The 26,455-nt window shown below is 41.3% G+C and carries 27 protein-coding genes; 6 read left to right on the top strand and 21 right to left on the bottom strand.

The genetic code is table 11. The features are described 5' to 3' along the window. Nucleotides 1-6: 6 nt before the first annotated feature. The gene (bioH, locus tag GDK41_RS14405; RefSeq protein ID WP_152087062.1) at nt 7-744 is read right to left on the bottom strand and encodes a pimeloyl-ACP methyl ester esterase BioH; all 738 of its coding nucleotides are present in this window, start codon (nt 742-744) and stop codon (nt 7-9) included. Nucleotides 745-816: 72 nt separating this feature from the next. On the opposite strand from bioH, the gene GDK41_RS14410 reads away from it, so the two are divergent. Then, nucleotides 817-1,491, top strand: a complete 675-nt coding sequence (locus tag GDK41_RS14410) for a ComF family protein (protein WP_152087063.1) — start codon at nt 817-819, stop codon at nt 1,489-1,491. Here GDK41_RS14410 and GDK41_RS14415 read toward each other — a convergent pair. Beyond that, nucleotides 1,468-4,008, bottom strand: a complete 2,541-nt coding sequence (locus tag GDK41_RS14415) for a M14 metallopeptidase family protein (RefSeq protein WP_152087064.1) — start codon at nt 4,006-4,008, stop codon at nt 1,468-1,470. The two genes, GDK41_RS14410 and GDK41_RS14415, sit on opposite strands and share 24 nt — an antisense overlap. 147 nt (nt 4,009-4,155) lie before the next feature. On the opposite strand from GDK41_RS14415, the gene nfuA reads away from it, so the two are divergent. Next, on the top strand, nt 4,156-4,731 hold the full coding sequence (gene nfuA / locus GDK41_RS14420; protein WP_152087065.1) for a Fe-S biogenesis protein NfuA: 576 nt from the start codon (nt 4,156-4,158) through the stop codon (nt 4,729-4,731). Nucleotides 4,732-4,734: 3 nt separating this feature from the next. Then, nucleotides 4,735-5,010, top strand: coding sequence for a hypothetical protein (locus GDK41_RS20395; RefSeq protein WP_152087066.1), 276 nt, complete (start codon nt 4,735-4,737; stop codon nt 5,008-5,010). Here GDK41_RS20395 and dinF read toward each other — a convergent pair. Next, nucleotides 4,955-6,286 (bottom strand): MATE family efflux transporter DinF, encoded by a 1,332-nt coding sequence (gene dinF, locus GDK41_RS14430; protein WP_152087067.1) that lies wholly within the window; start codon nt 6,284-6,286, stop codon nt 4,955-4,957. The genes GDK41_RS20395 and dinF overlap by 56 nt on opposite strands. Between dinF and GDK41_RS14435 the strand changes: the two genes are divergently transcribed. Next, on the top strand, nt 6,266-7,300 hold the full coding sequence (locus GDK41_RS14435; protein ID WP_152087068.1) for a polysaccharide deacetylase family protein: 1,035 nt from the start codon (nt 6,266-6,268) through the stop codon (nt 7,298-7,300). The two genes, dinF and GDK41_RS14435, sit on opposite strands and share 21 nt — an antisense overlap. Nucleotides 7,301-7,303: 3 nt before the next feature. Here the strand turns inward: GDK41_RS14435 and GDK41_RS14440 are convergent, their stop codons facing one another. The 13 genes from GDK41_RS14440 to GDK41_RS14500 all read right to left on the bottom strand — a co-directional run bounded on the left by GDK41_RS14440 (nt 7,304) and on the right by GDK41_RS14500 (nt 19,678). Further along, on the bottom strand, nt 7,304-8,332 hold the full coding sequence (locus tag GDK41_RS14440; RefSeq protein WP_152087069.1) for a protein-glutamate methylesterase/protein-glutamine glutaminase: 1,029 nt from the start codon (nt 8,330-8,332) through the stop codon (nt 7,304-7,306). Between the two features lie 8 nt (nt 8,333-8,340). Further along, nucleotides 8,341-8,958 carry a chemoreceptor glutamine deamidase CheD gene (gene cheD / locus GDK41_RS14445; RefSeq protein ID WP_152087070.1) on the bottom strand — a complete coding sequence of 206 codons (618 nt, stop codon included), beginning with the start codon at nt 8,956-8,958 and terminating at the stop codon, nt 8,341-8,343. Then, entirely contained in the window at nt 8,951-9,772 is an 822-nt protein-coding gene (locus GDK41_RS14450; protein ID WP_152087071.1) for a CheR family methyltransferase, read from the bottom strand. The genes cheD and GDK41_RS14450 overlap by 8 nt, the downstream gene beginning before the upstream one ends. 58 nt (nt 9,773-9,830) lie before the next feature. Then, nucleotides 9,831-12,509, bottom strand: a complete 2,679-nt coding sequence (locus GDK41_RS14455; RefSeq protein WP_152087072.1) for a methyl-accepting chemotaxis protein — start codon at nt 12,507-12,509, stop codon at nt 9,831-9,833. Between the two features lie 22 nt (nt 12,510-12,531). Next, nucleotides 12,532-13,038: a chemotaxis protein CheW gene (locus tag GDK41_RS14460; RefSeq protein WP_152087073.1), complete on the bottom strand. Its 507-nt coding sequence runs from the start codon at nt 13,036-13,038 to the stop codon at nt 12,532-12,534. Continuing rightward, nucleotides 13,038-15,131 (bottom strand): chemotaxis protein CheA, encoded by a 2,094-nt coding sequence (locus GDK41_RS14465; protein ID WP_152087074.1) that lies wholly within the window; start codon nt 15,129-15,131, stop codon nt 13,038-13,040. Before GDK41_RS14465 ends, GDK41_RS14460 begins: the two co-directional genes overlap by 1 nt. 16 nt (nt 15,132-15,147) lie before the next feature. Then, entirely contained in the window at nt 15,148-15,510 is a 363-nt protein-coding gene (locus GDK41_RS14470; protein WP_070990989.1) for a response regulator, read from the bottom strand. A 9-nt stretch (nt 15,511-15,519) separates the two neighbouring features. After that, entirely contained in the window at nt 15,520-15,792 is a 273-nt protein-coding gene (locus GDK41_RS14475; RefSeq protein WP_152087075.1) for an STAS domain-containing protein, read from the bottom strand. 139 nt (nt 15,793-15,931) lie between these two features. Then, nucleotides 15,932-16,546: an SCO family protein gene (locus GDK41_RS14480; protein ID WP_152087076.1), complete on the bottom strand. Its 615-nt coding sequence runs from the start codon at nt 16,544-16,546 to the stop codon at nt 15,932-15,934. Further along, nucleotides 16,534-17,436: a heme o synthase gene (gene cyoE, locus GDK41_RS14485; protein ID WP_152087077.1), complete on the bottom strand. Its 903-nt coding sequence runs from the start codon at nt 17,434-17,436 to the stop codon at nt 16,534-16,536. Before cyoE ends, GDK41_RS14480 begins: the two co-directional genes overlap by 13 nt. Beyond that, nucleotides 17,433-18,449: a COX15/CtaA family protein gene (locus tag GDK41_RS14490; RefSeq protein ID WP_152087078.1), complete on the bottom strand. Its 1,017-nt coding sequence runs from the start codon at nt 18,447-18,449 to the stop codon at nt 17,433-17,435. Before GDK41_RS14490 ends, cyoE begins: the two co-directional genes overlap by 4 nt. Nucleotides 18,450-18,458: 9 nt before the next feature. Then, nucleotides 18,459-18,959, bottom strand: a complete 501-nt coding sequence (locus GDK41_RS14495) for a transmembrane cytochrome oxidase associated protein (RefSeq protein WP_152087079.1) — start codon at nt 18,957-18,959, stop codon at nt 18,459-18,461. Beyond that, nucleotides 18,956-19,678 carry an SURF1 family protein gene (locus GDK41_RS14500; protein WP_152087080.1) on the bottom strand — a complete coding sequence of 241 codons (723 nt, stop codon included), beginning with the start codon at nt 19,676-19,678 and terminating at the stop codon, nt 18,956-18,958. Before GDK41_RS14500 ends, GDK41_RS14495 begins: the two co-directional genes overlap by 4 nt. Nucleotides 19,679-19,689: 11 nt before the next feature. Here GDK41_RS14500 and GDK41_RS20470 point away from each other — a divergent pair, with 11 nt between their 5' ends. Continuing rightward, nucleotides 19,690-19,992, top strand: a complete 303-nt coding sequence (locus GDK41_RS20470) for a DUF2909 family protein (RefSeq protein WP_152087081.1) — start codon at nt 19,690-19,692, stop codon at nt 19,990-19,992. Here the strand turns inward: GDK41_RS20470 and GDK41_RS14510 are convergent. Genes GDK41_RS14510 through coxB form a run of 4 tightly spaced genes read right to left on the bottom strand, consistent with a single transcriptional unit; the run spans nt 19,898 to nt 24,038 of the window. After that, entirely contained in the window at nt 19,898-20,770 is an 873-nt protein-coding gene (locus tag GDK41_RS14510) for a cytochrome c oxidase subunit 3 (protein ID WP_152087082.1), read from the bottom strand. The genes GDK41_RS20470 and GDK41_RS14510 overlap by 95 nt on opposite strands. Before the next feature lie 9 nt (nt 20,771-20,779). Further along, nucleotides 20,780-21,331 (bottom strand): cytochrome c oxidase assembly protein, encoded by a 552-nt coding sequence (locus GDK41_RS14515; protein WP_152087083.1) that lies wholly within the window; start codon nt 21,329-21,331, stop codon nt 20,780-20,782. After that, entirely contained in the window at nt 21,331-22,914 is a 1,584-nt protein-coding gene (gene ctaD, locus GDK41_RS14520; protein WP_152087084.1) for a cytochrome c oxidase subunit I, read from the bottom strand. The genes GDK41_RS14515 and ctaD overlap by 1 nt, the downstream gene beginning before the upstream one ends. Then, on the bottom strand, nt 22,911-24,038 hold the full coding sequence (coxB, locus tag GDK41_RS14525; protein ID WP_232056570.1) for a cytochrome c oxidase subunit II: 1,128 nt from the start codon (nt 24,036-24,038) through the stop codon (nt 22,911-22,913). The genes ctaD and coxB overlap by 4 nt, the downstream gene beginning before the upstream one ends. 585 nt (nt 24,039-24,623) lie before the next feature. On the opposite strand from coxB, the gene GDK41_RS14530 reads away from it, so the two are divergent. Next, entirely contained in the window at nt 24,624-25,772 is a 1,149-nt protein-coding gene (locus GDK41_RS14530; protein WP_152087086.1) for a M23 family metallopeptidase, read from the top strand. Between the two features lie 27 nt (nt 25,773-25,799). Here GDK41_RS14530 and GDK41_RS14535 read toward each other — a convergent pair whose 3' ends face one another. Further along, complete coding sequence (locus GDK41_RS14535) at nt 25,800-26,336, bottom strand: hypothetical protein (RefSeq protein WP_152087087.1); 537 nt, start codon at nt 26,334-26,336, stop codon at nt 25,800-25,802. Between the last annotated feature and the right edge of the window lie 119 nt (nt 26,337-26,455).

The following is a 26,455-nucleotide window of genomic DNA, read 5'->3' on the forward strand; positions in this document are numbered from 1 at the left end:
TAGATTTTAAAGTATTGATTTTAGGTAAGATAAAAATTCTCGGCGGTGAGAAATAAATGGCGCATGAGACGCCTTGCTCAATATTTTATAGCTAAACCTTGGGTTCAACTCAGACATCCTTGCAGGCACTTGCCGTGGCACTAACGCATCTAAACGCCCAAAAATACCGTGCATTGGCAAAGATAAACAACCAAATAAAGCCCTCAAATCCTGACTTTTTAACAGTTCAAGGCCAACACTTAAAGCACGCTCATTGGCTGTAGGCTGGGCTTTTAACAAGGCTCGTAGTGCTTTAATATCTTCTTTGGCATGCTCACTGCCCATTGCTTGTATGGCTAAAAATCGCTCTATTGTCTTAGATGTGTCTTGAGCTAGTTGCTTCATGAAGTCATTAAGAATTTGCTCACTGATCCCAGCCCAATTCTCAGCTTCAACAAAACAAGGAGAGGACGCAACAAATACAATTTTAGACACCTTTTCGGGATAATGTTTTGCTAAGTAAAGCGCAAACAATCCACCTAAAGACCACGCAACTATTATGCTGTCATTTTCAATTTGTGCTGCAAGCAACTCTGTAGCAGATGCCAAATTATACTCTGTGTGTGGCACACTCGCGCCCCCAAAACCCGGTAGGTTCAAACACTTTATAGCCCCGCTATATGTTTCTTTTAACTCCTCTACGCATAACTGCCATACCGCTTTATTCATCCCCCATCCATGTAAAAAAACTAACTCACCTTGCATTATTGCTTTCCCCAACCAAAAATGAAGGTAATGATAACGCCTTAAAGCTCTAATGTAACGAATGGACTCGATATGCTGCTCAACTGTTTGTTTTCCTCTCGCTGTGCCTGCTGCCAAGCGCTAATAAACCATAATCACAGCCTGTGCAATAATTGCTTAGTCGATTTTCCTTTTTTCAGTCCTTCGCAAAACAACTTACTATTAAGACCTGATGTTAAAAGAGCGATATCTTTAAAATATTGCAATGGACTATTTGCATGCGGCTGGTATCAAGGTTGGTTACAAGATTGGCTAAGTAAATATAAGTTTCATAAACGCACTTATCTAAAACAACTCTTGATACAACTCATTCGCTACCAAATGCAGCGATTTTGGCAAAATGGAGGGTTTATACCTGACATATACTTTTTTATACCACTATCTCAAACGAGGTATGTAGCGCGAGGGTACAATCAGGTTACACAAACTTGGTTGCCAGCTTTACCTACAGGCAGTCAGGTAAGCCAAGATTTAGTAAGAAACAAAATAACTAAACCACAAAGTCAACTCTCTAAAACCGAGCGTCGCCGCAATGTTAAAAATGCTTTTTGTTTATCAACTAATATCCAAGGTAAGAAAGTGGCCATTATCGACGATGTTGTTACAACGGGAAGCACAATGGATGTCGCAGCGCACGCTTGTTTGCAAGCTGGCGCTGCGCAGGTTTGGGCTTTTGCAACCAGCTTAACGCCCTTGAACAGTAAGTAGTCCCCCAAAGAACAATGCGTTATTTAATATTTTGCTCGTGCCATACCAGTATCCTCTAAATACCGGGTTATCGGTCATCCCGATAACACTTCCTTGGCCATAGCGATGCGCAATCAAACTGGCATTTTCGGCAATTTTCGATACGTTTTCCGGCGCGCTATATCCAGCCATTAAAGGGCTGCTGGTATATTTTCCAACTGTTATAAATGGCTGATCCGCAGGTTTCAACAGCCAAGTACTATTTTTAAATACAGGCAGTGTCGCACGCCCAAGGCCAAAGCTTAATGGGTGAGTCAGATCAATATCTGTAGCAAATATAGCACCTGCTATACGTTGCTTTGCCGATAACTTGTCACGATCTTGGTATGCCAACTCATGAGTATCGAATTGCTCCGTCATTTCTTTTTTCGAAATGCTACTTGCTTTTAGAAGCTGATTGTCCACTAACCATTTGGCACCCCTTTTATGCCCCCAAATAACGCCCCCCTGTTTAACCCACTCCTTTATTTGGGATGCAAGCAAATCATTTAGGTGATCATATCGCCCATCAACTAATATGATATGGGAATAATTTTTAAGTTTTATTTTTGCAAGCCGACTTTGCTCGATCATGGTTGGTGCTAAACCTAGATGCCTATCTAAGTGATACCATACCTCGCCAACTTCATACTGACTTACCCCTTCGCCTCCAACAAGCAGTACTTTTGGTGCTTTGAGGGGTCGCATAAACCGTGAGCCTAAGTCAATTCCTTGCGTTGTTAAACCACTTTTAATGCCATGTATATCAATGTCGTAACGATTGCTAGCAGTCGTTAATATATCTAGCCACTTTGAATTTTTTTGCAACCCAGCAGGAACCACTATGCTGCCAGGCGCAAAGTGTCGCTCTTTGGTGTTTGTAGCTGCAGAGAATCCGCTAAGTGCCACGCGCGCATCGATGCCTTGAGAAAGTAAAAAGTTGAGCATCTTAGGCGCATTGAATTGTTGCCACGAAAACCCGTAAGCATATGCATTATCCAATTTTCTTCTAGAGCGCTCTGTTTTTGGTGCCCAAGGCTTATCAGCTAACTTTAAATTACGTGAACTTTTTAACTTCTCAAAAGGCAGGTTAAACGCGTGCGCGAGAGTCCAGCCTGAAACATCGTAAAAAGTATTGTCTTTAAAAGACGTCTGCTCAGAAAAAATGGCTTTCAGTAAACGATATTGTGATTGCTCCAAGGGAATAAACACATCCCCAGCAAGATAATCTTTATAACTCTCTTGTAATGGATACACCTCAATGTGATGCTGCTTTAAGAGGTCTAAAAACGCTGTTAACTTTTGCTTATCCCCATTGGCAGCAACTATATATCCTTTAAAATCATCATTCTTTGCTAGCTTTTTTGCTGATTGGTAAAACTGCTGCTGATAGTTTTGTAGCTGTACCTTATTTTGCAAAACCCCTTCGAATGTAGACAAACTAGTTGTAAGCTGGTTTTTTATGGTATCTGAAAAATTGAGCGTTCCATTTATGGTGTTTTGAACATGACCTCTGCTACTTGCTTGTTCAAATAGTATCCCAACAGCACCGTTGATATCGGGGTAGGTAGAGCCTTTGCCGTAATAAAAATCATCAAAACTCTCTTGTGTAAAATAGAGTTGCCCTTGGCTATCTAACGCTTTTGCATGAAATTGAGCCAAACTGTTTGTTAATTCAATATTCTTACTTGGCGTCAACGGGTGTGTACGAGACGGGATCCCCGGTTGGAAAAAATAGGTGCTGTTTGCTCCCATTTCATGGAAATCAGTCAACACATTGGGTTTCCATTTATGAAATTGTGCAATTCTTGCTTTAGATTCAGGATGCTGAAGTAATAACCAATCTCGGTTTAAATCAAACAAGAAATGATTCGTTCGTCCCGACGGCCATGACTCAACATGCTCCCTGTGCATGGGATCGGATGATAAAACGTGCCCCCGATTACTATTAGCCCATTGGGCAAAGCGGGCTAAGCCATCAGGGTTTAAGGAGGGGTCAAGCAAAATCACCGTATTGGCAAGTAACTTATCAATCTCAGCTCCTTGGGCCGCGGCCAAATAATAGGCCACCAGCATGGCTGCGTTACTACCTGACGATTCATTGCCGTGTACGCTATACCCCATCCAAACTATGGCAGGGCCTGCATTGTCTTGTCCTTTTGAGCTTAGTCTTGTGATGTGATCTTTTCGAATCGTATCAATATTTTCTAACTGCTTTTTAGCGCTTATTGTCAACAACAATAAAGGGCGCTGTTCATGACTATAGCCTATTGTTTCAATCTTTATCCGATCACTTTGTTTGGCCAATACCTGTAAGTATTGGACAAGTTGATCATGCCTTACATGCCACTCTCCCACTTCATAACCCAGTACTTCACTGGGCTTGGCAATGGATGGATCAAACGTGACTGAATCTGAAAAGTAGAAGTCCAGTGGTTTTGCAATGGCGCAAAGTAAACTTTGTAAACCGACAAAAACAACAAAAAATATCAAGCGCATGAAAAAAACACCTTGTTAATTATGATTAACACACGCTATCAGGGCATCACAGTCATGCCAAATTTTTACGTTCAACACTGGCGACAATACGATGAGGGGAGTATCATAGGCATTATCCGAGTAATTTAGTCAAGTATAGTCAGAGTTATGATCACAATATCAGAATCAGCCCAAACGCATTTTGCCAAACTACTTTCAGATCAAGCAGCTGGTACCAACATCCGAGTGTTTGTTGTAAACCCAGGCACATCACAAGCTGAATGTGGCGTTTCTTACTGTCCAGCCGATGCAGTAGAAGAAACCGATATTCGCCTCTCTTTTAATGGCTTTGATGCCGTAGTAGATAATGAGAGTGCACCATTTCTTGAAGATGCAGAAATTGATTTTGTGACAGACAAAATGGGAACACAGCTAACGCTTAAAGCACCAAACGCAAAAGCTAAAAAGCTGAGTGACAATGCATCGCTGCACGAAAAAGTAGAGCATATGCTTACCACCGAGGTTAATCCTCAACTGGCGAATCATGGTGGCCAGGTGAGTCTTGTGGAAATTACCGCAGAAGGTATTGCCGTTGTTCAATTTGGTGGAGGGTGTAATGGCTGCTCAATGATTGATGTCACTTTAAAAGAAGGCATTGAAAAAGAAATGATAGCCAAGTTTGACGAAATAACGGGCGTTAAGGATATTACTGAGCACCAATCAGGTGAGCATTCATATTACTAAATAATGCTAAAACAGCTAGTTTACAAATTAGGCCAACACCCTAAGCTAAGCCTCAAACGATTCTTCATCGGTTTGGGGCTTTTCGCATTGGCAGTCGGAGCGATTAGCTACGGCTATTATTACCAACCAATAGTACAACTGCTCGGGTTGGCCTTATTAGTTCCAGCGGTGTTTTTCGCGCTATGGGGCTATATTGGCATTTTTGCCAACCGCTTTGCTCAGGTTATAGTAGCAATGTCTCCTGACGACAAAGCTGACGATAACGATAGTACAAGCTAGCCCCTCTAAGTGCCATAAAACAGGTCATAGCAAACCATAAGCCATGGTTTTGCCATGTTGTGGTCACTAGTAGAGGTAAAAAGAACCCTAAAGTGGTCGCAAAAAACATACTATTACGCATTTCTTTTGCACGTGTTAACCCAACAAAGATACCATCGAACAAAAAACATCCCATCGCTATCATTGGTAATACGATGAGCCACGGCAGATAGCTTTGAGCATGCAAGATAACTTCTGGAATATCAGTCAGTAACTCAATAATTTTATAGCCAAAAATGGCAAACGTTAAAGAATATAAGAAGGCAAATACGCCTCCCCAAAATACACTCACATTTACCCATACTTTTATTTTTGTTGTATTTTTCTCTCCTTTTGCATGCCCTACTTTTGCTTCTGCAGCATAAGCTATGCCATCAAGAGCAAAACTAACAAGCATTAAAAAATTGAGTAATACGGCATTGGCAGCGAGTGTCAGTTCGCCGAGTCTCGCGCCATAAAATGTCATAAAGCTAAAACACAACTGCAATAACAATGAGCGCAAAAAAATATCTCTATTTAATGTCAATAACTTCGATATTTCGCTCCTTCGAGGGATATGCCACAACCAGGCTATTTGATTACCCGCAAACAATCTTTTTACAAGCACAAGAGCAAACAGCAGTGCACAATAATCTGCTATCAAAGAAGCCCAAGCAGCACCGGCAACTCCCCAATCGAAGCCCACAACAAACAATAGATCTAGCGCTATGTTGACTAAGTTTGTAACCAACACTAGGTAGAAAGGCCCTTTACCGAAATGCATCCCTAGCATAAAGCCAAGTAAAACAAGGTTAGATACAGCAGCAGGGGCACTGTAAATTCGTATTGAAAAATACAAATGTGCTTGCTCAACAACCTGTGCTTTTGCACCTGACAAATGCTCAATTGCAGCGAGCCAAATGGGCTGCAAAGCAATTATGACTAAAGCAAACCCCAGCGCTAGTATTAGGCTACTTTGCAATAGAAACGTCAGCTTTTTTGCGTCTTGGCTACCATAAGCTTGCGCGATCACCCCCGTGGTGCTCATTCTTAAAAAGCTCGCGAGCCAAAACAACACTGAAATGCTACTAGCACCGAGAGCAATACCTGCTAAGTAATGTGCTGAAGACATATGTCCAATTACAGCCGTATCAACCAGCCCTAGTAGTGGCACTGATATATTTGATAAGATCATAGGACCTGCCAACAACAATAGACTCAAGTGGTAAGATTTATAATGGCTAAAAAAATGCTTCATTTAATGGCTCTGATGTTATTTTTAAAGGTAAATTATGCAGGCGCAGCGGTGATCTTACAGTATCATCATGTCAGCGAAAAGTTGCCACCTGTTACTTCTATTAGCGCAGAACAGTTTACTGAGCATATGGATTATTTGCGCAAAGGGAACTTCAATGTCATAGCACTCGATGAAATGCTAAAAACATTGCAAGCAGGCAAAAACTTACCTGCAAAAAGTGTCGCTATTACCTTAGATGATGGCTACAACAACAACATAGAACAAGCAGCTCCGATACTCGAGAAGTTCGGTTTTCCTTATACTATATTTGTTAATCCTAAACTTATTGACGAGCAACAGCATTACCTGATGAGTTGGGAGCAACTAAGAAAATTATCTAAAAAAGGCGCTTTGATCGCAAACCATAGTGCAAAACATGACTACCTGCACCAACATTTAGAAGGTGAAACACAAGAGCAGTGGCACGATAGAATTGCAAAAGACATCACCTGGTCGGAGCAAAGAATAGCATCAGAAGTTGGTCACAATGCTAAACTATTGGCTTACCCTTATGGTGAGTTTAGTAAAGAATTACAAAACTTGGTTCGCTCGCTAGGGTTTGTTGGTATAGGCCAGCACTCTGGTGCTGTTGGTAAATTTACAGATTTTACACGAGTGCCCAGATTTCCAGCTTCGGGAATATATGCAGCATTATCTACTTTAAGCGTAAAGCTTAATTCACACCCCTTCGATATAAATAAGCTCTCTTATGAAGACTCAGTAAGTACTAACAAGCAGCCAACACTACTGATCGATTTTAAAGACAGGCAATTTTCGCAACATCAATTTACTTGTTATGTGTCAGGCCAAGGGATCGCAACTACAAAATGGCTAACACAAAAACAAGTAAGTATCAGTGCCAAGCAATCACTTCCTACCGGGCGCTCACGTTATAACTGCACGGCACCGTTAAATAGTGGGCAAAGCAACGAATTTTATTGGTTTTCACAACCTTGGGTAGTCACTTCTCAGTAACTATTATTTCTTACATGCCGTAAGTAGTGTATTAGTCACTTCCTGAAGCGGCACCACTTGACGTGCGGCTTGTAACTCAATCGCTGCACGCGGCATTCCCCATACCACAGATGTTTTCTCATCTTGAGCAACCGTGTAAGCGCCCGCTTGATGCAATCGCAACATGCCTTTTGCACCATCACTCCCCATTCCCGTTAAGAGAGCTGAGTATACAGCGTTGCCAAACGGTAACAAAGAATCAAACAAAACATCCACCGAAGGTTTGTGCCTATTAACGGGTTCAGAATCATCGAGTTCACACAGTAACTTATTGCCCTTTTTAACAACCTTTAGATGTTTATCACCTGGCGCTATAAATACATGCCCCGGCAACAACTCATCGCCTGTCTCCGCTTCTTTTACTTTCACTGTGCAACACCTATCCATTCTTAAAGCAAAAGACGTACTAAAAATGGGGGGGATATGTTGCGTAACCACAACGGGTGGGGAATTAGCAGGAAGTTTGATTAAAACCTCTTTAATGGCTTCTGTTCCGCCCGTAGATGCGCCAATCGCTAAAACCGCACCGCTTTTAAATTGCATACTTTGAGTTTTTGCATGACTAGACTGATTTGCCAGTGCTTTAAATGCTCGAACTCGTGCGTTAGCTGCAACTCTTATTTTCTCATGAACAGATTGGGTATACCCTTTGAGTTGACCTACGACATCTGAAACAGGTTTGGCAATAAAATCAACCGCGCCAATTTCTAGCGCCTCAATCGTAGCTGGTGATCCCTGCTGTGTTAAAGTGGAGATCATAACAACAGGCATGGGTCTTAGCCTCATCAAGTTACGTAAAAAACTTATCCCGTCCATTTTTGGCATTTCAATGTCCAAAGTTAGGACGTCAGGGTTTAACGATTTTATCATTTCTCGTGCTTGATATGGATCTGCAGCAGCCCCCACAACCTTGATGTCGGGTGCTTGGTTCAATATCTCCGTCAAGATCCCCCTGATCAAAGGAGAATCATCAACAATGAGTACTTTGATCATGCTCACCTCTAAAACAGCTCAATATCAGTTTGAGCATCTTGAGCCTCAATATCATGTAAGTAACGAACTTCTCTTTTCTCAATTGTATCATTATGCATTTCTCTAAGCTTTTTTACTTGTGCTTTACCTGTTTGGGGGTGAAACATCACCTTCCTCGGCCAAGGGCCGCCAACATCATGTGAAACCAAGTTTAAACCTTCTTCTTGTACATAAGCATTGGCAAAACGTATATTGCCAATTCCAATATCAGTCATACTACGTATTATTTTACCACCACCAAACAACTTTATTTTTAAATTCGCGCGCGATGCGCCGTTTTTGATCACTTCATTAATCAAATACTCCATCGCCCAATTTCCATAACGACAATTTAAGTCGTCAGCATGAATATCTTTTATGTCTTTTGCGCCTGGCAACATAAAGTGATTCATTCCACCAATTCCACGCGTATCATCATAAACACACGCCGCGATGCATGACCCCAACACAGTAGAAATATACTCATCGTTCTTCGACACATAGAACTCACCAGGCAATACTTTTGCTATTATGGTCTCACGACCAGAGTCCCAAAATCGCTTTACGTGCTCAAATCCAGCAAGAACCGGCGCTAAATCCCTACTCATAAGCGACCTTTTGATACATAGTTTTGCCCAAATTTTTAAATTCTGTATGTTCTTTACCCATGGTTTCTGAATGCCCAATAAAGAGGTGCCCGCCAGGGGCTAATATGCGGTGATACCCTGCAAACAGGTTATCTTTTGTATCTTTATCAAAATAAATCAGCACATTTCTGCAGAAAATAAGGTCAAACGGTCCTTTCATAGGCCAATGCTCTAATAAATTAAGACGCTTAAAAGAAATCATAGACTGCAAGCTGGGCTTAACTTTGTAAGAGTCACCACTACTATTTTTTAAAAACCACTTTTTCAGACCTTTCTCGTCTAAACCGTTAATACTGCGGGCACTGTAAACTCCTTCTTGAGCCTTTGCTAAAACACTCGAATCTAAGTCTGTAGCAAGAATTTTTACATCCCAACCACTAGGAAAACGCCCTTGAATGGTCATGGCTATGCTATAGGGCTCCTCACCTGTTGAGCATCCTGCAGACCAAATTCGTATTCTTCTAGTAGATGCATTTTTTTGTATTAATTGCCCAATAATGACATTAGATAAGTACTCAAAATGATGATTCTCTCTGAAAAAAGACGTCAGGTTTGTCGTGATCGCATTAATGAAGCTACTAAACTCATCAGCAGAGTCATCATCTATAAGCTCTATATATTGCTTGAATGACGTTAAATTGTTAGCCCTTATCCGACGTGCAATACGAGAGTAGACCATTTCTTTTTTATGTGGCCCCAGCACAATCCCGCAAGCTTGATACACACGTTTTGAAAGTTGTGCAAAATCATCATCATCAAAAAGGAATTCCCTCATATGCTATTCCCCTTAGAGAGTATTCTAACGCGGCGGCTTATCGCCGCCGCTACACTTGTTAGAACTCTTCCCACTCTTCAGAGCTGTCAGAGAATTTATTACCAACAGACGATGGTTTTGACTCAATCTTATTTACTTGTGCCGTTTTAGGCTTAGACAGCGAAGCGCGGTTAGAGGGGGCATGTGTTGCAGCTTGAGAAGGCAACATACCGTGCTCATTTGCCCCATCCACAATAAAGAAATGTAGTAATTTACGCATATCATTTGCTTGCTCGGCCATAGACTCGCCTGCAGCAGATGCCTGTTCTACCAACGCAGCATTTTGTTGAGTCATTTCGTCCATTTGAGCAACAGCTTTATTGACTTGCTCAATCCCAGAACTTTGCTCTACTGAGGCCTCTGCGATATCAGATATCATCTCAGTGACACGTTTTACTGACGCGACGATGTCTTTCAGCGTGGCACCTGATTCATTAACAAGTAAAGTGCCATCTTCTACTTTCCCTACACTGTCTCGAATTAAGTCTTTGATTTCTTTTGCCGCACCCGCAGAGCGCTGCGCTAGATTGCGTACTTCACCTGCAACTACCGCAAACCCTCGGCCCTGCTCTCCCGCTCTGGCCGCCTCTACAGCAGCGTTTAAAGCGAGCAGGTTAGTTTGGAAGGCGATTTCATCAATAACGCCTATGATATCTGCAATTTTCTTACTCGATTCATTAATAGCCGACATACTCTCTACTGCACGACTAACAACCTCACCACCCAAGATCGCTTTATCACACGTTTCTTCTGCGAGTCCATTGGCAACTTTAGCATTGTCCGCATTTTGTTTTACCGTACTGGTCATCTGCTCCATACTAGAGGCCGTTTCTTCCAGTGATGACGCCTGCTCTTCTGTTCGCTGGCTCAAATCGGCATTACCTTGAGATATCTCTTCTGCTCCACTGGCCACTAACCCCGCTGAAGCACTGATCTTGTTAATCACTTCTGTTAACTTATCTGCAGTACTGTTTGCATCGCGTTTTAACTTATCAAATGCCCCATCGTATTCGCCAGTAATGCGCTGAGTCAGGTTTCCATTTGCAAGGGCATCAAGCATTTGCGCAGTATCAGACACGGCATCATCAACAATGCCAACCAGCTCATTAAGTCCTTTGACTAAACGTAGGTAGAAGCCGTCTTTTCCTTCCTCACTCAATCGGCTACTTAAGTTACCGCCCCCCGCAGAGGTAATGAGGTCATTAAGTTCTTTTTCAATCGCGACCTCATTGGTTCTATCATTCCACTCAACAACCGTGCCTATGCGTTCGCCTTCATCATTAAGGATCGGGTTTGCAATTAACCCAAACGTACGTCCACCAACGGTAATTTCTGTTTTATACGCCGTAGTTAACTTGGCTAGAAGGCCACGTTGATGAGCAGGATTTTTATGGAAAACATCTACGTTTGCACCAATTAATGCATTCGCATCAAACTGAGGTAGGTCTTTACGCAAGTCGCTTTCAGCATTGCGCATCATGTTTTGTACAGCCTGATTCATATAGACAATATCATGCTCATGATTAGCAATCATGGTATTGGTTGCCACATTATCAAGGGCACGCTTCACACGTAAGTTTTCGTAAGCTGTTTCTCGGTCTTTGCGCTCTTGCTCTAAACGCAAAGTTTTATCCTCCCACTCAACTACCGTCCCTAAGCGGTTATTTTGCTCATCAAATACCGGGGTTGCAATTAACCCAAACGTGAAACCCGCCACTTGAATATCAGTCTTGTATGTATCAGTTAACCCTTCAAGTAGTTTGCGTTGGTGGCTTGGGTTAACATGAAATACATCTATACACTCACCAATGAGCTTCTTAGTGTCGAAATTAGGCAGAGCTTGGCGAAGCTGTGCTTGATTGTCACTGAGCATTTCCAATACAGAGTGATTAGCATAAACAATATTGCAATCTTCATCAGCCAACATAACATTCGCTTGGCAAACGTTTAACGCACTCGTAATCCTCGCATTGTTCGCTGCTAATGTGGCTTGCTCTTGCTCAAATGCAAGCTTCTCAGTCACGTCTTTCCACTCAACTAATGTCGCTATTCGCTCATTTTTAGAGTTAAACACTGGTGTTGCAATTAAATCAAAAGTTAAACCCGCGACTTGAATCTGTGTTGTATATACTCGACTTAAGGTTGCCAATAAGCCTCGTTGATGCGCAGGGTTTTGATGGAATTCGTCTATATTCGTGCCAAGCAAGCTATCCACATTAAAACTAGGCAAGCTCTCTCTCAAACGGCTTTCGTTTGCTTTGAGCATTTTTTTCACAGAGTCATTTAGGTAAGTAATATTTAAGTTAGGATCTGCAATCATGATATTTGCTTGACAGGTCTGTAACGCATTGAGCAAACTTTCTACGTGGTTTTTGTCTTCACTTTCACAGACTTCAACATCAACGCTTTCTATACGTGTTAGCTCTGGTAAAGCGCTAAAATCCAGTCTTGAAATCGCATCTTTGTCGGTCAAGCGTAAATATGGAATAGCCGCATTTAAGCATACTAACTTGCGGGTTAATCCATCTAAAAACTGTTTAAGGTATAAAATGGTGCCTAACGTTACCGCGATTGGAAACCCGATAACTAAGCCATTTTCAGCACTGATTGTCGCTCCCGATAACTGGAAAGCGCCGATTATGGCAGCAACCAGCACTACTGCAATAATTAATAACTTATTATTGATTTCACTTTGCATGCTCTCACCTTTTCCTTTAATTTCAACCTTGCGCAACGTGTTTTGCGTTAAGGTCCAGCACTTTTGCTAAATTCAGCAAAACCACCATTTTTTCACCTACATTGACTAGCCCATGAACGTATTGTGCATTGTCAGAATCTTGAAAATCAGGAACATCTTTTGCCTTTTCTTCTGAAATGCTGTAAACGTCAGACACAGCATCCACAACTAATCCCATAACCTTTTGTTGCTCACGTATCTGCACAGATACAACAATAACAACCGTCAATGGTCCGTAACGGATACTGGGAATACCAAAACGCAGCCTCAGATCAACTATTGGTACGATAGTTCCGCGCAGGTTAATTGCCCCTTTCACAAAGTCGGGAGCATTTGGAATTGCCGTCACATCCTCCCACCCACGGATCTCTTGCACAGCTAAAATATCGAGTCCATACTCTTCACCAGCCATCATAAAAGTAAGGTACTGATTCTCATCCTGTTGCTTACCTAGACTGAGTTGTTGATTTAGTTCTACGTGCTCACTCATTAAGCCACCTCACTTCCTTGCTGCTCTACCAACAACTCTTGAGTACCTGGGCGCTTTAACCCGCTTAATTTAATAAGCCCTGAAATATCAACAATTAAAGACACTCGTCCATCTCCAAGTATTGTCGCTCCAGAGATGCCATCTACCTTCTGATAGTTAGCTTCTAAACTTTTAATAACCACTTGTTGCTGAGCAAGAAGATCATCGACAAGGATGCCAACCTTGTGATTATCGCTTTCCACTACAACCAACAAAGTCTTATCTAACTCTTCAATTGCGCCTTGATGATTGAAAATGTCATACAAGCGTAAAATTGGAATATATTCGTCTCTGAGTCGCAGTACATCTAAATCTTTGCCCACTCGACTCACTTTGGTTATATCTATTTGTAACGACTCAACAATAGAGATAAGAGGAATAATATAAGTATGTTCCGCGACTTGAACTAATTGCCCATCTAGAATGGCTAAAGTTAAAGGCAACCGAATGGTAAATGTAGAACCAACACCTCGAGCCGATGACACTTCAACAGACCCATTTAGCGCTTGAATATTGCGTCTAACAACATCCATTCCTACGCCTCTTCCAGAAATATCACTCACTTCATCAGCAGTCGAAAAGCCTGGCATAAAAATAAGTTCATTGACTTCATCGGCAGATAACTCATCGTGCTCTTGTATCAATCCATTAGTGATCGCTTTGTCACGAATTTTTTCAGTATTTAACCCCTGTCCATCATCCATGATCTCAATAACAATATTTCCACCTTGATGAAATGCGTTAAGCGTCACTGTTCCTACGGGCTCTTTTCCTGCGGCAATCCTTTTTTCTGGCGTCTCTAAACCATGGTCAAGCGAATTTCTAACCAGATGCACCATTGGATCAGAGATTTTCTCCATCACCGTTTTATCTAATTCAGTTTGTTCACCAAGTAATTTTAGTTCGACTTGCTTGTTTAACTTTTGCGAAATATCTCTTACTAAACGCGGGAAGCGACTGAAAACAAAGCTGATAGGAAGCATGCGGATCCGCATCACGTTTTCCTGTAGATCTCGCGTATTGTGAGCCAACTGGGCGAGCCCTTCTTGAAGTGCCGTTATTGTTGACTCTGTGATTTCTTGCTCTCCGATTTGACTCAGCATCGCTTGAGTTATAACCAACTCCCCCACCATATTGATTAATGAGTCGACTTTATCAATCCCCACACGTATCGAAGTAGACGTTTCTGTGTTCTTTTGTGGGTCTATTTTTTTTGTATTCTCTTTACTGGGTGTGACTGTGTTTGCCTGCGGTTCGGACGCTTTGACCTCAGGCTCTTGCTTATCTTCCGATTGTACTAGCTCATTACTATGAACCTGTAATGCATTAGACGAAGATTTGTCAAAAATACCACCGCACACATTAATATGTATCTCAGCATCATCCTCAACCCACTCAAATATTTCTTCAATGGCCTTTTGTTCTTTATCTGTAGTTAGAAAAAAACGCCAACTTAAAAAACATTCATCAGGGTGAAGCTGTTCAATATCTGGTATCGCATCATGAAAAACCTGCGTTTCAATCTCTCCTAATTCACCCAGTTCACTGATCATGAATAAGGGTTCATTCCCGGTTTTAAATAAGTGGGGCTTAGGCTTAAAGTCAATTTGATATGTACTTTGAGTTACTTCTTTTTCATTCTCTACTGCACTTGCAGAAGACTCAGCAATACCCAGTATTTCCTCAAACTTTTCGCGTAATGCATTGGCTTCAGCTAAATCAGGCTCTTGCTCTGCCTGCAGTGCTCGTAGCAAAGTTCTCAAACAATCAACTGACTTTAGGAGTAAATTAACATGCTCTGTTGTAAGGACTCGCTGTCCATCTCTAACTTGATCGAGCAACGTTTCTAATACATGAGTAAAGTCTGATACCGATGTAAAACCAAACGTTCCACTTCCACCTTTAATTGAGTGCGCAGCTCTAAATATCGTATTTATCGTTTCATTATCTTCTTTGCCTGGTTCTAAATTTAATAATTCAGACTCCATGGCATCCAGACCTTCAAAGCTTTCTTCGAAAAATACCTCAAAAAACTGGCTAAGATCTATGCTCATAACCCAGCTCCTCAGTTTAGCGAATTACTTTTTTCAACACCGCTAATAACTGCTCGGGATTAAAAGGCTTTACAATCCAACCTGTTGCACCAGCTGCTTTGCCTTCTGTTTTTTTGTCCAAACCAGACTCTGTAGTAAGCATTAACAGTGGTGTAAATTTATAATTAGGAAGGTTACGTAGCTCTCTGATCAACGTTATACCATCCATGACAGGCATATTTACATCGGAGATCACAGCATCAAAACCTTGTTGCTTTGCAATACTTAACGCTTCACTGCCATCTCGCGCCTCAGTAACATCAAAGCCAGCTTTTTTGAGTGTGAAGCCAACCATTTGTCTCATTGATGCTGAATCGTCCACAGCTAAAATTTTCTTCATACCAACCCCTTAATTATTACCATTTAGAGCTAAAAACTCCGTTAACCCAAGCTCATCGACCGAGTTGGAGAACGCTTGACTGTAACCATGCCAGAGAATTTTATGACTAATCGCCAGAAGGTGTTTTTGTAATGCACAAAACAACTGGATCGATGCGGTATCAACCCGGATGACTTCAGATATATCAACACATACATCCTGATCTACTGCTAACTCTTGCAGTACTAACTGATGTAATTCTTCAACTTGGTTAATCGCTAACTCTGAAGGGAGCTTTAACATATATGGACACAGTTTCTAATTATTAACTCATAAATTTAGCTTAGACGCAGATAGCGAAAAAGCCACAAAACTTATGCGAAGAAAGACAAATTAATGAAGGTGTTAGATATAATCAGGGATGTGAGCGCACCAACTAAAACTAATTGGTGTGCTCAGATGCGATTAACTTAAAATCGCGGACAATTAAATCAGCGTCAACTAATGGTACTTCCCCGGGCAAAAACTTAGCTTTGAATATAGCGCTCAAATTCCCTTGAGGGTTTATCAAAGCAACTGAGGCACTATGATCAACATAGTACTCAGGCTCATCTGAATTGTTTATTGCGTATATCAGCCCCATATTTCGCACTAAAGGAAACAAATCAGCATGGCGATTACTTAATCCCTTAAACTGGCTATTAAAGTAATCAATATATACTTTTCGCTTTTGTGCATCATCACGTTTCGGATCTACGGATATAAACCAAACATTCACTGGATACTCTGATTTCAGTTGCTCGTAAACATTGCTCAACTTTGCCAAGGTCATTGGGCATATATCTGGGCAACTAGTGTATCCCAAAAACACAAATGTCCAATTGCCCTGCAAGTCTTCGTTGTTGGTCACATTCTGGTTTTGATCGTAAAGTTCAAACGCATTCAGCTGCTTTGCAGTTTTATAATGTAGGGTATGCTCTGATAGCGGCTGTTGTTTCGAGCAAGATACTAATGCAACCAGAGCAAATATCAGCCACTTTTTCACTACAACCACCATTTATCCAAAAACAAGGCAACAAAGAGTAACAGCAAATAACTGATAGAAAAACGAAAAAGTGCCATAGCTTGCTGTTCACATTGGCTCCTGTATAGGCCCACACTTTTTGCTATAAACATGGCATTGAGTGCTATTGCGCACAGCAAATATACCCATCCAGACATACCAATAAGGTAAGGTAATAAACACACAATCGCTAATAAGATGCTATACGCAATAATACACAGCTTGGTAAATAAAATGCCATGGGTCACAGGTAACATTGGGATATTAGCCCTTTGATAGTCATTTTTGCGAGCAATTGCTAAGGCCCAAAAATGTGGTGGTGTCCAGGTAAAAATGATCATCACTAACAACCAAGGAGGAGCACTCAAGGATCCCGTTTCACTCACCCAACCAAGTAAAGGCGGCATTGCTCCTGCAAGCCCACCTATTACAATATTTTGCGGTGTTGCACGCTTTAAAAACAACGTGTAAATCACGGCGTAACCAACCAGCGCACCTAATGTCAGTAAAGTGCATAGCAAATTACTCCATATGACTAGCATGGCACATCCGAGAATAGCCAAAAAGAACGCAAACATAAGTGCGCTACCAATACTAAGTTGCGCACTAGCTATTGGTCGATGCCGTGTTCTGGCCATCTTCTTATCAATCTCTCTATCCACAATGTGATTCACTGCAGCGGCAGAAGCTGAAAGCAAGCCAATACCTAGCAAACTCATAACTTGAGACAACCACTCCCTTTGCATATCTGGCGCAAGAGCCATTCCAATCCAAGCTGTGAGCACCAGCATCAAGACGACTTTTATTTTACAAATTGCTAAGCAATTCATTAAAAACTGGACAGAACTTAGGTGCCACTTTTGAGAAACATTTAATACTGTCATATCGAAACTCCCTGCCTATTGGCCAATAAAAAGCATAATCTAACCATGGTAAGTAATAATAAGGCGGCCATAATGTTGTGAAAGAGGGTCAGTAATAGTGGAAATTGCAAATGAACAATCAGGCCACCAAGCGCTAGCTGTGTCACCAATACAATACAAACCAGCTTCACAGATCTACGAATTTGCTCACTTTGATGCGTACTATAAACTTTCCAACTTACCCAAAAAATAGTAACGGCAGTCACTATCGCCCAAACTCGATGTAAAAAGTGAATAGATAACCTTGTTTCAAAAGGCAATACCCCAAACTCATAGTTACTTTGTCCCACTGGCAAGTGGAAAAGGCTTTCTATCGAAAATAACTCAATATTGTTGCATATAGGCAGTCCGGTACAATGTGGAGCGGCATAGTTAGCAGCAACCCAACCGCCCAATGCAATTTGTATAACCAGTACACCTAAAGCGAACGCAGCCCACAAAAATGAGTAACCTTGTTGAGATCTTTGAATAGTGCCAGGTGGCATTTGAGTACGAAAATACAATAATACAAGCAAGGAGAGAATGGTAAAACCGCCTAGTAAATGCCCCATTACCACAAAAGGCTGCAAGTTCATGGTAACTGTCCACATTCCTAACATACCTTGGAATAACACTAATATGAGCAAAGCTATTGAGTGTTTAAATGGCAAACCATACACACTGTCCTTTTTATTAAAGCGATGTTTTACCGCCACAATGCACAATATGACAATCATAAAGCCAAGAAATGAGGCAAAATAGCGATGGATCATTTCTATCCATGCTTTTTCAGGTTCAACTTGGGCATTAGGAAACTTTTGCTCCACAATCGACAACTCATGGGTTTCATTTGGCACCGTTAAAAATCCATAGCACCCGGGCCAATCTGGACATCCAAGACCTGCATTACTCAGCCTAGTATATGCTCCCAAAGACACAACGACTAAGGCCAATACACAACTTGCTAATATCAGTAATTTATATCCTTTACTCATCTTCACCCCTTAGCTACTACGCGCGTATTTCAATAACTTTTTTAAGTCTTTCAAAAGACCTTTATGCTCAATACGATTTTTTTCTTCATCGTTAAAATATTGATATTGCAGTACTATTAAGCCTCTATGATCTACCAAATATAAGCTTGCTGGGCGCAACTTTGCATCTAAGCCATAATTTAGGTAGTTATTAAGAGAAAACTCCTCAGTAGTGCGGTTGAGCACCGCCAGAGCAACATCCTTTTGATGTTTTCCAAGCGCAACATAAAGATTTTTAAGCGCCTCAAATTGTGCATCACATTGACTTTTACAAGAATCGGGGGCGTTGATAGCTATCGTCCACAGCGTATCATCACTTGCTTGAAAATGTGGAATACGTAATTCAGATTGCAAAAATTGACCATGGTTTGTTGTATGTTCAGGTAGCCACTCAAGCTTAATAGCTGTATAAGCCAAAGCAAGAGGGATCAAACAGCACACTATAAAAATACCTAAAGGTCGTTGTATCATGTGTTTTTTCCTTTTTTTATAGCAAAGTAAGCGATGATAGCTGCGGCGAACGCTATAAGTAGCCACTGTAAAGCATAAGCCATGTGCTTCTGTGCAGGCATCACCACATGCTGATAGTGCGGTTGAGCTACTAGCGCTTTATTACCTTGTTGATATGCAACTACTGGATAGATAGTTTCTGTTGATGCTTTACTCAAAAACTCTAGGTCAATGTATTGCAAAAGCTGAGGCTGCGTTACATTCATATTAGGGTGAGATGCCAATGTAAATCCGGCTAAGTCTTGGGATTTTATCTGTATATTTATCGATACTTCTTTGTTAGATAACGTAACCTTTGGGATTTGACGTCCATTTTTCGCAGCTATAAAGCCAAGGTTTAATAGCAGCTTTTTACTCGATTTATCATCTTTAAGCTTAAACAGCGTCAGTACATCAAAGCCTACTTGGCCATCCAATACTTGGTTATCTAAAAACCATACAAAAGACTCTAAAAAGTGCCCAGTTATACTAGTAGACAAGCCATTGTTTTGCTCTGCAGGCAACGTAAAAACCTGCGTTGCCGTTAGCTCTAGCTGTTGCTCCTGTTGAAGTGTAAGGCGCTCCTTATCCAATGCCCTTTGCCATTGCCAAAACGCCAACGATAAACAAACAACAACAACTAAAGTGACTAACACCAAAGTAATTATTGAACTAAACTTGAGCTTAACTCGTTGTTGCATAAGGACTCACTATGCTTATTAAATTTATTATTATTCTTTTACTACTGTTTATTATTTTTAATTTATTTAGCGCATTATTTTTAATGCTAAAAAACCCTAATGGCGGGAAGCCAATGTCGCATTATCTAGGTCGTCGAGTTATATTCTCCGCAATCGCATTAATCATTATCATCGTTGCCGCTAAATTGGGTGCGATTAAACTAAACCGCACCCCAACTCTTAAAGCACATATACAAAAACAAACAAGCACAACCACACAACATCAACAAAGTGCCAGTACCACGCAGCAGCTTGAAAAGCAAAATGCTGTTTAGCGTCTAAATGACCTTTAAAAATTCGCAGCAAAACAATGAGCAGTAACACAGTCCCCAAAGTAACGTGCAGACCATGAAACCCTGTCAGCATATAAAAAGTGTTACCGTAAATACCTGCTTGCAATGTGAGATCTAAATCTTTGTAAGCGTGCATATATTCAAGTACTTGCAGTGCTAAAAACACACAACCCAACAGCACCGTAGCACCTAAAAAGAGTTTGATCTTTGCGCGTTCATCTCGCTCCATGGCTACATGTGCGAAATGAATGGTCACAGAAGAGCTAAGTAATATAAGAGTATTGATCAGAGGTAAGCCTTGCCAACCCATCGCTTGGGTTGTCTCGCCAGAAGGTGTCGATAGCAGTGGCCAAACAGCCTCAAAAGTAGGCCATAACACCTCGTGTGTCATAGCATTATTACCAGCTCCACCTAACCAAGGTACAGAGAGAACTCGCGCATAAAATAACGCGCCAAAAAATGCACAAAAGAACATCACTTCAGAAAATATAAACCAACTCATGCCTTGACGAAATGAACGGTCCATTTGCGCTGAGTAGAGCCCCGTTTGAGACTCATGAATTACATTTTTTATCCAGCCATAAAGCATATAACACAAAATGGCGAGACCTAAATATAACACATACTGCCCATAGGCTGATTCACTCGATAGCTGCATAACCGTAAGGCCAGCACCTATCGCTATTAAAAACATCGCCACCGCACCAACTATCGGCCAATGGCTTTGCTCGGGTACATAATACTGCTCATATTTTTCCATCTTTATCTCCTAGCCTGCCTTTTGCTTAGCCAACACCGCGTTGCTAGCCGTAGCTTCGCTAATATCAAACACGGTATACGACAGGGTAAGCTCTTTAATTTCTTCAGGTAACTCAGTATCAACATAAAATACTAACGTGAACTCAACCTCTTGATTTGCTGAAAATGGCTGTTGGTCAAAACAAAAGCAAGCCATCTTGTGCAAATATTTGGCAGCTTTTCCTGGGCTGACCGAGGGTACCGCCTGCATAACTCTTGATTGAGCACTGAGATTTTTAGCACTGAACTTTACTTCAGCCATCTCTCCTGGTTTCACATTAACGCTATACTGATGTGACTTCACTTCAAATGGCGCATTTCGCTGGCTGTGTGTTGTAAAACTAACATCCACAGCCCGAGAAGCCTGCACTGTTTCACTTTTTTCTGCCACATCAAGTGAAGGCTTGCCATTTAATCCTGTTACATCACAAAACACGTCATAAAGGGGCACCAGAGCAAAGGCAAACGCAAACATACCTATTACCACAAGTACCAGCTTTTTTAACAAGCTTGCGTGCGACATTACTTCACCTCTGGCGGTGTTGAAAAGGTATGATAAGGAGCTGGAGAAGGAACTTCCCACTCGAGACCTTCTGCACCATCCCATACTTTACTCGGTGCTGGCTCTCCGCCTTTCGCACATTTATAAACAACCGCAACAAACAGTAATTGTGACAAACCAAAGGCAAACCCACCGATACTGATCAGCGCATTAAAATCAGCAAACTGTAGTGCATAATCGGGGATCCTTCTTGGCATACCTGCAAGGCCCACAAAGTGCATAGGGAAAAACAGCACATTAACACTCACCAGCGAGAGCCAAAAATGCCATTTTGCCAATACTTCGTTGTACATATGACCCGTCCATTTGGGCAACCAATAATACGCACCAGCCATAATCGAGAAAATCGCCCCAGTAACGAGCACATAGTGAAAATGGGCCACGACAAAATAGGTATCATGATACTGAAAATCTGCAGGAGTGATCGCGAGCATTAACCCGGAAAAGCCGCCCAGCGTAAACAGTACAATAAATGCGATAGCAAATAACATCGGAACTTCAAAGCTAATTGCCCCTCGCCACATTGTCGCAACCCAGTTAAACACTTTTACACCTGTCGGCACTGATATCAGCATAGTTGCGTACATAAAGAAAAGCTCTCCGGCGAGTGGCATCCCCGTTGTAAACATATGGTGTGCCCATACAATGAATGACAACAGTGCGATTGACGATGTGGCATATACCATCGATGCATAGCCAAATAACTTTTTACGGGAGAACGTAGGAATGATGGTAGAGATGATACCAAACGCAGGCAAAATCATGATGTACACTTCGGGATGTCCAAAGAACCAGAAGATATGTTGGAACATCACAGGATCGCCACCGCCTGCGGCATCAAAAAAGCTTGTACCAAAATACTTGTCAGTCAAAACCATCGTGACGGCACCAGCAAGTACAGGCATTACCGCTATTAATAAAAATGCGGTGATTAACCAAGTCCAGACGAATAATGGAAGTTTCATCCAAGTCATGCCCGGCGCTCTCAAGTTCACAATAGTTACAATGACATTTATTGCGCCCATGATGGAGCTAATCCCCATAATATGAACGGCAAAAACAAATAAAGCGGTATTATCATTACTGTAAGTGGTAGACAATGGCGCATAAAAAGTCCAACCAAAAGCAGGGCCACCGCCTTCCATAAATAATGAAAACAACAAAATTGCAAATGCGAATGGGAGTATCCAAAAGCTCCAGTTGTTCATTCTCGGTAAAGCCATATCTGGCGCACCAATCATCATCGGTACCATCCAGTTTGCAAGCCCAGTAAAGGCAGGCATAACGGCACCAAATACCATGATTAAGCCATGAACAGTGGTCATTTGATTAAAAAAATGCGGGTCGACTAATTGTAATCCAGGTTGAAATAATTCAGCACGTATGACCATTGCCATCGCGCCACCGATCAAGAACATCGTTAAAGAAAATATTAAATACAAAGAACCGATATCTTTGTGGTTAGTTGTATATAACCAACGCTTAAACCCTTTAGCAGCATGATGTTCATGATGATTGTGTTCAGTTTGTGCCACAGTACTCATTTGCCAGCCTCCTTATTTGCATCGATGCGTGCTTGTACTTCGCTTGGTTGTATTACCTGATCTAAATCATTTCCCCAACTATTACGCTTAAAGGTGACAACACCTGCAATCTCTTTGATTGACAGTTGCTTAGCAAAGGCTTGCATTGCCGTGCCTGGTTGACCATGCAAAATAATATCTATGTGATCTTTTACATCACCCATTACCAGCGGGCTCCCTTTAAGCGCAGGGAATACACCGGGTAGCCCCATACCAGTAGGCTGGTGACACGCCGCGCAGTAGGCCATGTAGACTTTTTCTCCCGTCTGCATAAGCTCTTCCTTGCTTAGCGTTTGGTCTAATAACGCTGCACTTGCCGCAGCAGCGTCAAGCTTTTCTTGTTTCGCAGCACTGAGCCACTGCTCAAATTCTTGCGGCGAGCGCGCATCAACAACAATGGGCATAAAACCATGATCCTTACCACATAATTCAGCACATTGACCACGATAAATACCCTCTTCATTTACCCGCGTCCAAGCCTCATTAATAAAGCCAGGGTTTGCATCTTTTTTAACCGCAAAATCAGGTACCCACCATGAATGAATGACATCATCTGACGTCATTAAAAAGCGAACTTTTCGGTCAGTGGGTATCACTAGAGGTTTATCGACCTCTAATAAGTAGTTTTCAGATTTCTCTTCCAAGTCATCGATTTGTGATTTAGGAGTTGAGAGTACCGAATAAAAGTCGACATCGTGCCCCATATATTCATAGTGCCACTTCCATTGCGAGCCAGTAACTTTAATGGTCAAGTCAGCCTTGCTCACATCTTCCATAGCAATCAGGGTCTTTGTTGCGGGTACTGCCATTGCGACTAATATCAAAAATGGGATGGCCGTCCAAAGAACTTCAACCTTAGTGCTTTCATGAAATTGCGCAGGCTGAACCCCTTTTGACTTTCGATGATGAATCATAGCCCAAAACATCACAGCAAAAACAACCACTCCAATTGCGCAGCAAATTAAGAATATGGTCATATGAAGCTGATAAACGCTTTGACTAATATCTGTGACACCTTCACGCATATTATATGCGCTATTGCCATAGGTTACTAAAGGACTAGTAAGCAATAAAACACTTACCATCGATAGGTATTTGTTCATTTGACGTCTCCTGCGTTATCCATTTGCTACCTGAGCCAAACGATGAATAACCATTATTATTATTTGGATGACTGTCTAAACATGTGAAAACATCTCACAAGTCAACTACACGACAACTAAACAATTAGTCAATAAATGAACAATTAGCAAGTTTTGGCTGTTTTTGAAATAAAACTTTGGAAGTGATTGATTGCTAGACAAACTAATTATTGATTCATTACATTCAAATACACACTTAAGGTGCTGAATATGTGCTTTTATACTTACTTTTAAGATACTTCAATGCCCAATGGGGCTTAGAATCGAGTTTGGTTACTCATTTCCCAAGTTTTCATAGGGTAAACTCATATAAAAATAACAAAAAGTAAACAATTTTATATTTATTAAACTTTATGCTCGCGGTTTCTACCATTTTATTAAGCCATTTAAATCAATATCTTGAAGACTTAACAGAACATTTCGGCGTAAAGAAATCACAACACTTCGCCCAAAACCAACGCCAAAATACTTACAATTAATTTACAAAAACTCCTATGCTTACTTTCTCTTGGTGAAAAAGGATACAACATGAAAACTCAAACTTTATTTTTACTAACCACACTCACACTCTCTAGCAGCGCTATAGCTCAAGGCCAACATAGCCATGTTAATGAGTTCAGTTTTGATAAAAATGCTATCAACTCGCTGCCACTCAGCGCATTGCAAGTAATAGATGAACACGCATTTTTGTTTGCAGATGCATTGCAGAATTTTGATTTGCGTGGTTTTCTATTGAGTAATGCACCACATTTAGAAGAGAAAACAGAAGTAATTCTACACTGGGCGGGATATAGCAGCATCAACCCAAAGCTACTGCTAGCAATGATGGAAGTTCAAAGTCAGATATTGAGCGCCCCAAATAAACAAAACTTCTCGAAACCTTTTACAACGCTTTCGTCCCAAATGGGTTTTGACAACCAGATTAAAGATATAGCCCTATCTCTGAGTAAGCGTTATTACGCTTATCAACAGTACCTAGAAGAAAATGCATCCAGCTCAAAACCTGTAACCAACGCGAGTACCGTTGCACTTACTAGTTTATTTGACACGCAAAATTTAAATAATTTACTCAAGCAATATGAACACTTGTTCAACAAAGAAAGCTTGTTATTTACCGCCAACGCTGCCACCAAACCTCAACATGTCGAGCCTCAGGAACACTTTACTATGCAGCTCCCTTGGCCTTCGGGTTATGCTTGGTACAGCGGTGGGGCACATTCGAATACTGGGTCTGGATACCCCTACTCTTCATTAGACTTTAATAATGGTTCTGGAGGCTGGGGAAGTAACACTCCTTGGGTTCAAGCCGCACATGGCGGTACTGTGACAAGGTATTCATCATGCAGTATTCGAGTTACTCACTCTAGTGGCTATGCAACCCAGTACTATCATATGGATAGTTTACAATATCAAAGCGGTGACGTTATCTCATCGGGATCTTGGCTGGGCCGATATGCTTACAATAAAAACCAAGCTCTATGTCAAGGCGGCAGCTCAACAGGACCACATGTTCATTTTTCACTCCTCAATAATGGTCGCTTTATTTCTTTACACAACTGGTATATCAGTGGCTACCGAATTGATGTTGGCAATAGGAATTATGATGATAATTGCTGGAATTTCTATTTTGAAAAAAATGGAAATGTAACCTGTGCTTGGCAGCGCTTATACAAATAGGCCCATTTAATATCTGCAACTCGTATCCTACAGGTGTGCTGTAGTAACAAGACTATGCTTTACTTGCGCAATATGAGCCTGTAGTTCAATCATATCTATTTGAATGGTTTGCGGCCCATCTGAATTTGGGCCTTTTTGTTGTGCATAAGACAACAAGATAATTGGCTGTACTAATAGCTCTTTTAGATGGTAGCAAATTGGTGCTTGAAATTGTGGGAGATTACTTTGTATCGAGGTGTTAGAGTACAAGGTATGTACGGCATTCTCTCTTAACTCTTCAGATATAACAAGCAGTTGCGAGAAATAGTCCGCACACATTGGTCGTCGCTCAGTAAATATCGCAATGACCGTTTGCGCTGTAGCATATAACTCATCGCTATAAGCGACCACTTTCTCTCGACTTTCTTCATTGTACAATGCATTGTGTAATTGATTTAGCTGTTCATCATAGCGCTGTAACAAAGTGGCTAAACTCACTTTAATGTGTGGTTTTGCTGTTGACGCGTTGTCTTTGCACGAGACAACGAAAAAACACGCCAATACGACAACCCATTTTAGTTTCATTACCCTGTTTCCTATTGAACTTTAGGTTTGTATTAAGGGGGGTTAAGAAATAAATATTTTATTTAATATCATAACGTTGTTAAGGAAAAAGCACAGATCAATACAAACCAACGCTACAC

The organism is Pseudoalteromonas sp. A25, from assembly GCF_009176705.1.
In the GTDB taxonomy this organism is placed as follows: Bacteria; Pseudomonadota; Gammaproteobacteria; order Enterobacterales; family Alteromonadaceae; genus Pseudoalteromonas.